The organism is Burkholderia sp. E168m23, from assembly GCF_016586125.1.
GTDB classification, from domain to species: domain Bacteria; phylum Pseudomonadota; class Gammaproteobacteria; order Burkholderiales; family Burkholderiaceae; genus Burkholderia; species Burkholderia orbicola.
Genome location: NZ_BCPP01000180.1, coordinates 1 through 8984 on the forward strand (window position 1 = coordinate 1; position 8984 = coordinate 8984).

An 8984-nucleotide genomic window follows, 5' to 3' on the forward strand; every position below is an offset into this window, starting at 1 on the left:
ATCGGCGAACGCGCGCTCCGCGTCCGTCTCGCACACGACCGCTTCGTGGATCGACTTGCGTGCGTCCGGCCGCAGGTTGCGCAGGTACCCGGTCAGCGCTTCGCTCTCGAACGATTCGAGCGCATGCACGTGGCGCTCGCCGAGCTTGCGGTACGCGATGCCCGCGACGAGCGCGAGCCGCTTGCAGCGGTTGATCGCATCGGCCGCGACCGCGATGAACTGCTGCGGATTCACGCGGAAATCGTCGAGCCGGCCGCTGTCGGCGAGGATCGTCGCAAGCGAACGGCGCGTGAGCTGCGTGCGGTCCTGCAGCTCGGTGAGCAGGTCGGGCAGCGGCAACTCGCCTTCGTCGAGCAGCACCGTGCCGGCGCCGGCCACCTCGATCGCCTCGATGCCGGCCTTGCCGATGTCGATCTCGGCCTTGCGCCACTGCAGCCGCGCCCGTGCGATGTCCGGCGCGTCGCGCAGCGCGGCCGTGCAGTCGCGCACCAGCTTCGCGTTGTCGAACTCGACGCGGTACACGGTGCGATGGCGGATGCGATCCCACAGCGCGCGGAAATCCTCGCCGAACACGACGGCCTTGCCCGACGCATCGCGCCGCAACGCGATCGCGCGGCGCTCGTCGGCGTTGCGCACCGCGAAGCGGCCCGACAGCTTGCGCAGCGTCGCGACGATCGGCGCACGCAGCCGCTCGAATGCATCCGGCAGCACGAGCGCGCTCTGGCGCAGCGCATCCTTCAGCCGGTCGAGCACCTTGCCCTGCGCGTCGACGTAGCCCTGCTCGTGCAGATGGTTCCACAGCACGCGCGACAGCTCGATGCCGAGCGCGTGCGCGGGGCCGCCGTCTTCCTGCACGGGCAGCGCCGCGAACTGGTGTTCCTCGACGATCCCGAAACGGATGCCCGTATCGGCCTCGATTTCCTTCTGCAGGTTTTCCGCGAACGACTCGTAGCGCTCGGTCGCGATCACGGTGAGCGTGTTGACGCCCGGGTCGCGCACGCGTTCACCGTCCTGATCGACCGCGAGGCGCAGCCCGCGGCCGAGCGTCTGGCGGCGCTCGCGTTCGGTCTGGATGTCGCGCAGCGTGCAGATCTGGAACACGTTCGGGTTGTCCCAGCCTTCCTTCAGCGCCGAGTGCGAGAAGATGAACTTCAGCGGCGTGTCGAACGACAGCAGCGCTTCCTTCTCGCGCATGATCAGGCCGTACGCGCGCTCCGCGTTCTCGCGGGCCGCCGCGCTGCTCTCGCTCGTGTCGGTCCAGCCGCCCTTGCGGTCGATCGAGAAGTAGCCGTTGTGCGCACGCTCGACTTCCAGCGCGACGTCGACGCCGTCGAACAGCGCACGGTAGGCCGGCACACGGGCCGCGCGCGCATATTCCTCTTCGAAGATCAGCGCGTAGTCGCCCTTCACCGGCATGCCGTTCTCGTCGTAGCGGCGATAGCGTTCGACCGAGTCGACGAAGAACAGCGACAGCACCTTCACGCCGCGCTCGGCCAGGCGCAACTCCTTGTCGAGATGCTCGCGGATCGTGCGGCGGATCATCTCGCGCTGCACCGCCAGCGTGTCGATGTCGCCGAACGCCTCGCCAAGCGACAGGAACGCCTCGCCTTCCGGATGGCGCAGCTCCACGTATTCGGCGCCCTTGACCGCATGCACTTCGCCGATCCGCAGCCCCGCGTACAGCGCGCGCTTGGTCAGGCGTTCGAGATCGTCGCCGTCGGTCGCCGACACGATCTGGCGCTTCACGCCGGCCGCCGTCGCGACGTCGAGCTCGACGCGCGCGCTGATCGCGCCGCGCCGGTTCGACACGCCGACGAGCCGCACGTACGGCTTGTTGTGCGCATCCTCGACGATCGCCGACGCGATCTCGATCTGCTTGACGAGCTTGCGCTCGTACGCGTCGACCGCGTCGAGCCGGTACACCATGTGATGGCGGTCGACGTGCGTGGCCGAATAGCGCAGCGTGCAGAGCGGCGCCATCGCGGCGAGCGCTTCGCGCCCGCGCCCTTCGAGGCCGCCGTCGACGCTTTGCGGCTCGTCGACGATCACGATCGGCCGCGTCGCGCGGATCAGGTCGATCGGCTTCTCGCCGCCGGTCTTCTCGCTGTCCTTGTAGAGGTTGTTGATCTCTTTCTTGTTGATCGCGGCGACCGTCATCACCATGATCTGGATCGCCGCGCTCGCCGCGAAGTGGCGCACCTGGCCGAGCTTCGCGGAGTCGTACAGGAAGTAGTCGTACGGCACGCCCGCGTACAGCGCGCGGAAGTGATCCTCGGTGATCGCGAGCGTCTTGTGCACGCCTTCCTTGATCGCGATCGACGGCACGACGATCACGAATTTCGTGAAGCCGTAGCGGCGGTTCAGCTCGAAGATCGTGCGCAGGTACACGTAGGTCTTGCCGGTGCCGGTCTCCATCTCGACGGTGAAGTCGCGCGAGCCGGGCAGGCCGGACGGCGGCAGCCCGCCGCGCAACTGCACGTCGGCGAGATTGCGCGCGAGCGCGTCGTCGGTCAGCGACAGCCGGTTGCCGACACCCTGCTCTGATACCGCGAAGCCGAGCGAGCCTTGCGCGGCGGCCGTCGTGCCGGGCGCGGCGTTCGCGAGCACGCTGAAGTCGCCGCGATACGATTCCTGGCCGCGAAACAGGTCGCAGACGGCGTCGATCGCCTCGCGCTGGTAGTCGAGATCCGCTTCGAAATGCAGCCGCATCACAGGCTCCGCACGCGCTTCACGCCGTGCTGTTCGAGCAGCGCGGCGAGATTGAGCTTCGCGACGTCGTCGACGAAACCGCTGTCGCGGAACAGGCACGTGACGTCGCGCGACGCGCCGCTCGCATCGAGCAGGTCGACGATGCCGTCGGCGAGCGGGCCCGCGTCGTCGCGCGAAATGCGTGCGTCGAAGCACGCGACGATCGCGCGGCCGATCAGGTGCACCGTCTTGCCGGCCACCTGGTGATGCTCGACCGGCGTGCACAGGTCGAGACCCAGCTTCAAGGTGAGTTCGGCAAGCAGGTCGTCCTCGGTGCGGCCGGTCTTCACGTGTTCGACGGACGCGAAGAGGGCATGGTCGAAGTCGTCGCGGCGCGGGTCCCACTCGATCACGTTGGTCGTGTCGAGCCGGTATACGCGAAAACCGAGGTCGCCATAGCTTTCCGGATAGTCGCGCGCGACCTGTTGCGCGGCACGGCGCAGGCGTTCCTTCGTGATTTCGGCGAGGGTCAGCGGCTTTTTCAGCTTCGCGCAGAAATCGGCGGCCGCCGTTTGCGTCTTGTCGCGGCGGTCGAGCGCCTCGGGCAGTTGCACGAGGATGTAGCGGCGCGCGCCGCCGTCGGTCGCGTTCACCTGCATCACCGCGTGGCCGGTCGAACCGGAGCCGGCGAAGCAGTCGAGCACGATGTCGTCGCCGCGCGTGCACCAGCCGATCACGGCCGCCGCGAAGTCGACCGGCTTCGGCAGGTCGAACGGGATGCCGAGCGTCTTCAAGAGCGCGTCGTCGGAGCCCGCGAACGGCAGCACGGACGGCACGTTCTCGTACATGTTCTCGTCGAGGTAGTAGATCCGCTGCGGCTGCGTGGTTTCATCCGGGCCGAATTCGATCTGGCCGCGCTCGAGCAGCGCCTGCATCGTCGCGGGCGGGTTGCGCCAGCCGCGCGCCGGCATCGCGCACGGCTTGCCGGTGACCGGGTGGATCAGCGGCGTGAAATATTCGTCCGGCGCTTTCTTCTTGTTCGGCCACGCCATCGACACGAGGCGGTACACGCGGCCTTCCGGCGACAGCCGGTCGTACATCACCTCGCCGCCGGACAGGTTGGTCTGCGCCTTCATCCACGCGCGGTACGCCTTCTGCGCGTCCTTCGGGTTGCCGCTGCGGTACACCGCGTCGTGCGCGGCATCGAGCATGCGCTGCGCGTTGCGCTTCGGGCGCTTGAGCGGCGCCCGTTCGAGCAGCGTCTCGGCGTTGCGCGCGAACAGCACCAGCGATTCGTGCTGGTACGCGACGCCGCGCGCGTCGCCCTTCGGGTTGCGCTTGTCCCACACGGCCACGCCGAGCTCGTTTTCCTCGCCGAAGATCTCGCGCAGCATCAGCACCAGCGCATGCACTTCGTGCTCGTCGATGTGCACCGCGATCAGCCCCTCGTCGGACAGCAGCGCGTGCGCGAGCTTCAGGCGCGGATACATCATGTTCAGCCAGTCGGTGTGGAACCGGCCGTTCGCCTCGGTGTTGGTGCTGCGCTTCACGCCGGCTTCGGTCTGGCCCGTCATCGCCAGGTAGTGGCGGATGCTGTCGCTGAAATCGTCCGGATAGACGAAATCGCTGCCGGTGTTGTACGGCGGATCGATGTAGACGAGCTTCACCTTGCCGGCGTAGCTCTTGTGCAGCAGCTTCATCACGTCGAGGTTGTCGCCCTCGATCACGAGATGGCGCGTGTCGTCCCACGCGACGCTGTCGTCGGGGCAGGGCCGCAGCGTGCCCGTCGACGGCGTGAGCGCGGCCTGGCGCGCGGCGCGCTTGCCGTGCCAGTGGAAGCCGTAGCGCTCGTCGGCGTCGCCGACCGTGCGCTCGCCGACCAGCGCCTTCAGCACGTCGACGTCGACCGACGCGCCGTCCGGGCCTTCGGTCACGAGTTCGGGGAACAGCGCCTTCAGGCGCGCGACGTTGTCGGCGGTGAAATCCGTCGACATCGCCTGCGGGCTGGCCGCATCGAGTTTCTGCATCGTCTTTTCCATCGGAGCCCGGCCGCGCGCGCCAGGACGTCGGGCGCGCTCACGGCACCGGCGGCAATGGCCGCCCGGGCAAACCCGAAACGCTAGCGAGTCGGTCGGCGCAGGTCAAGCGCCGATGTGAGTCGAGGGGGCGGGTATCGGCCGCGATCGCCCGCCGGACGGGCCGCGAGCGGGTTCGGGCCGGTTGTCGCACGGGGCGGGCGGCGGTCGCGCGGCGGACCTCCGGCGGGGCCGCGAAAAGGACGAACAAGGGATGAAAAAAAGGGCACGGTCGGCGTCGTGCGCCGGCGTGCCTGCATGGAGCATCCCGGAGGGAGGGGGCGGCAGGGCCCGACGAGCCCCGCCCAATGCCTGCCTGGGATCAGAAACGCGTGCGGATGCCCGACGTCAGTTCGAGCTGGTTCTTCGCGCCGAACGTCGACGACACCGTGTAGCCGCCGTGCAGCTTCATGTAGTCGCCGGCCAGGTACACCTCGGTGCGCTTGCTCAGGTGGTAGAACACCGACCCGTAGATCGTCTCCTTGAAGCCGTTGGCCACGCCGTTGGTCAGGCTGAACGCGCCGAGGTTCGCGTTCGGCGTGAAGCCGTCCGCGTTGTTCGCGGCGTTCTTGATGCGCATCTGCTGGTAGCCGAGCTCGTAGTCGAGCGCGCCCTTCGGCGCGATCTTCATCGACACCGTCCACGAATCGTCGTGACGCTGGCCGAGCGCGCCCTGGTCGCCGTTGTAGCGGAAGTAGCCGGCATTCAGCCGCACGATGTCGAACGTGTAGTTGCCGCCGACCGAGAACGTCTGGTTCCGGAAGCCGTTGTGGTTCACGTGGTTGTAGAAGCCCGACACGTTGAACGGCCCGCCGTTGTAGCCGAGCGCGGCCTGGTACGCGGAGCCGGTCGCGAACGAGGTCGAGTTGCTGAACTGGTAACCGGCGCTCGCGAAGATGCCGTTGCTGAACAGCTTCTTCCACGCGACGCCGTTGTTGTAGCGCGTGCCGGTCGGGCCGGCCGCGTAGAAGATCATCTGCTTGAAGTTGTTCGAGTTGGTCCAGCCGCCTTCCTCGGTCGACAGTCTCGCGGAGCCGTACGCGTCGCCGTAGATCGTCGCCGCATCGCGCGCGATCGTGTTCTGGAAGCCGGCCGTCAGCTTGCCGAAGCGCTCGTCCTCGACGCCGACCCACGCGTCGCGGTCGAAGATCTGGCCTTCGTCTTCCATCTGGCCGTTCGCGACCACGAATTCGCTTTCGAGGCGGAAGATGATCTTCGTGCCGCCGCCGATGTCTTCGGCGCCGCGCAGGCCCCAGCGGCTGCCGCTGAACCACGGTTCGCCTTCGTTGCCCATCCCGATCACGTGTTTGCCGTTCGCATCGGCGTGGGTCCGGTAGGTCGGAAAGCTCAGGTCCATCAGGCCGTAGAGCTGCACGCTCGACTGCGCATGCGCGTGGCCGGCGCACAGGCCCGCCGCCGCGATGGAAAGGGCAAGGGTTTTTCGTTTCAAGATCGTCTCCTCCGAACTGCCGCATTGAAATCCGGTCGTTGGCAGTACGTAATGTATGCCGACGCTTGCCGGCCACAGCGAGCGGGCCGACGCGTAGCATCGTAGAGGGTGCAATCCTTCACGACGCTTTCCCGGAGGAAAGAATCGGATCGGTGAAAACACCGAACGCGCAATGATCGTGGATCGGGCACGCGTGCGGAAGCGATCCTGCCGGACGTCCGGCAGGCTTCAATGATGATTCGTGCTACGAATTGATGTGTGGAAAGCGGGAAGCGCGCCGCGTCAACCGTGCGCGCTCTTCATCCGCAGGATGTAGCCGAGCCCGCGCAGCGTGATGATCTCGGCCGTGCTGCCGGCGAGATGCTTGCGCAGCCGGTGAATGTAGATGTCGATCGCGTCGGCGCTCGGCTCGTCGTCGAGCGCGAACACGCTGTCCATCAGCCGCGCCTTCGATACCGTCTTGTTCTGCTGCAGCATCAGGGTTTCGAGGATCGCATGCTCGCGGCGCCGCAGCGCGAGCACGGCGTCGCCGCAGCGGAATTCGCGCGTGCCGAACGCATAGACGAGGTCGCCGCACACGAGCTGCGTCGTGCCGACGCCGGCCTGCCGGCGGATCAGCGCGCGGATGCGCGCCACCAGTTCGCGCGACTCGAACGGCTTCACGACGTAGTCGTCAGCGCCCGCGCCGAAGCAGTCGACCTTGTCGTCGACCGAGCCGTGCGCGGTCAGCATCAGCACCGGCACGTTGTCGTTGCGGCGCCGCAGCCGCGCGAGCACTTCCTTGCCGCTGATGCCGGGCAGCCGCATGTCGAGCAGCACCGCGTCGTAGCGTTCGGTCTTGAGCACCGTGTCGGCCCGCTCGCCGTCGCCGACGCAGTCGACCGCGAAATCCTCGCCGCGCAGCAGGTTCACGATCCAGTGCGCGAGCTCGGCGTTGTCTTCGACCAGCAAAAGTTTCATGACGGCGTTCTCTTCAATCGAAAGCGGGCAGGCGCACGGTCACGACGACACCGCGATTGCCGGGCCCCGGCGCGAGCGATGCGCTGCCGCCGTGCGCCAGCGCGATCTCGCGCACGATCGCGAGCCCGAGGCCCGACCCCTCGGTATCGGCCGACACGCGGTAGAACCGCTTGAAGACGTGCGGTCGGGCTTCGGCCGGGATGCCGGGGCCGTCGTCGACCACGTCGAGCACGATCGTGTCGCCGTCGCGCCGCGCGCAGACCGTCACGCAGCCGCCGGGCTGCGTGTAGCGCACCGCGTTGTCGACGAGGTTCATCACCAGAGCGGTGAGCAGGCTGTCGCTGCCCGCGACGTCGAGCCGCTCGCCGAGGTCGGCGCCGAGGTCGATGTCGCGCCGCTGCGCGAGCACGATCGTCTCTTCCAGCACGCTCGACACCACCGCGGCCAGATCGACGCGGTGGGTGAGCAAGGTCGACGGCGTCGCTTCCGCATGCGCGAGCAGCAGCAGCTTGTCGGTCACATCCGCCATCTTGCGGCTGCTGCGCTGCATGCTGTCGAGCACGGACGCGAGTTCGTGATCGCCGTTGCCGCGCTGCTGCGCGTACTGGATCTGCGTATCGAGCACCGCGATCGGCGTGCGCAACTGATGCGCGGCATCCGCGATGAAGCGGCGTTGCGTGGCCGTATGCATGTTCAGGCGCGCGATGCACTGGTTGATCGCGTCGACGATCGGCCGCAGCTCGTGCTGGAGCCGTTCGGGGCGGATCGGCTCCAGCTCCATCGGCCCGCGGTCGGCCACGTCGTCCTTGAGCTTCATCAGCGGGCGCAGCTCGAAGGTGAGGCCGAGATAGACGAGCACCACCGCGAGCACCAGCATCAACGACAGGCGCACGAGCTGCGGCCGCCAGATCGTCGCGACCATCGCGCCGTACGAACGCGTCGTTTTCGCGACCACCACCGTGACCGTCTCGACCTGCCCCTCGTCATATAGCTGGCGGTCGTAGGCCACCGCGCGCAGCCGCACGCCGTCAAGCGACGTGTCGTACAGCGTCGGCTCGGTGCCGTGCCGCGCGGGCAGGTCGAGCGCCGGATTGCCGGTGAGCAGGCGGTCGTGGCCGTCGATCACCTTGTAGAACACCGAGTCGCCCGACGGCGATTCGAAGATCTCCAGCGCGGCGGGCGGCACGTCGGCCGCGGGCCGACCGTTGCGCCATTCGACGTCCTCGCCGATCGTGCGCGCGGATGCGACGAGCGCGCTGTCCTGCACGAGCGCGGCCGTGGTCCGCGCGGTGTCGTACGACATCGCGCCGGCGATCAGCACGAACACCGCGAGCGGCAGCAGCAGCCACCACAAGAGCCGCCCGCGCAGGCTGTGCGCCATCCTCTCGCGCTCCTTCTCCGAAATGCCGAACCGCGCCGGGGGCGCCGGCGCGGTCGGGGGTGTCATGTCAGGCGCCGATCGGCGGTGTTCAGAACGCCGCGGGACGCCACTTCAGCAGCCGCTTCTCGATCCGCGTCAGCAGGTAGTCGGCGGCCAGCGCGACCACGGCCAGCACGATCATCGCCGCGAACACGCCGCTCGCGTTGAACGCGCCCTGGGCGGTGGAGATTAGCAGCCCGATCCCTTGCTTGGAACCCAGGAATTCGCCGACCACCGCGCCGACCAGCGCGAAGCCGAAGCTCACGTGCAGGCTCGCGAGAATCCACGAGAGCGCGGACGGGATCACGACCGACGTGGTGATCTGCCGGCGCGACGCACCGAGGATCTGCGCGTTCGCGATCAGGTAACGATCCGCTTCGCGCACGCCCTG

At 68.0% G+C, this 8984-nt stretch carries 6 protein-coding genes; all 6 read right to left on the minus strand.

The features are described from left to right. Positions 1-2709, minus strand: a 2709-nt coding sequence (locus JMF90_RS12010) for a type III restriction-modification system endonuclease (RefSeq protein WP_201325128.1), incomplete at its 3' end; no start/stop codon positions are given. Further along, entirely contained in the window at positions 2709-4727 is a 2019-nt protein-coding gene (locus JMF90_RS12015) for a site-specific DNA-methyltransferase (RefSeq protein ID WP_011544473.1), read from the minus strand. The genes JMF90_RS12010 and JMF90_RS12015, both read right to left, overlap by 1 nt. A gap of 358 nt (positions 4728-5085) precedes the next feature. Next, positions 5086-6213: a porin gene (locus tag JMF90_RS12020; RefSeq protein ID WP_027812184.1), complete on the minus strand. Its 1128-nt coding sequence runs from the start codon at positions 6211-6213 to the stop codon at positions 5086-5088. Between the two features lie 282 nt (positions 6214-6495). Next, entirely contained in the window at positions 6496-7173 is a 678-nt protein-coding gene (locus tag JMF90_RS12025; RefSeq protein ID WP_011544471.1) for a response regulator, read from the minus strand. A 13-nt stretch (positions 7174-7186) separates the two neighbouring features. Continuing rightward, on the minus strand, positions 7187-8554 hold the full coding sequence (locus JMF90_RS12030; RefSeq protein ID WP_054928194.1) for a sensor histidine kinase: 1368 nt from the start codon (positions 8552-8554) through the stop codon (positions 7187-7189). A gap of 88 nt (positions 8555-8642) precedes the next feature. Continuing rightward, positions 8643-8984 (minus strand): ABC transporter permease (locus tag JMF90_RS12035; RefSeq protein WP_201325129.1); only part of this gene is annotated, 342 nt, incomplete at its 5' end.

Bases quoted from the DNA above. Each gene is read 5' to 3' on its own strand.
- JMF90_RS12015 (WP_011544473.1), bottom strand. From the start codon at position 4,727: ATGGAAAAGACGATGCAGAAACTCGATGCGGCCAGCCCGCAGGCGATG.
- JMF90_RS12025 (WP_011544471.1), bottom strand. From the start codon at position 7,173: ATGAAACTTTTGCTGGTCGAAGACAACGCCGAGCTCGCGCACTGGATC.
- JMF90_RS12030 (WP_054928194.1), bottom strand. From the start codon at position 8,554: ATGGCGCACAGCCTGCGCGGGCGGCTCTTGTGGTGGCTGCTGCTGCCG.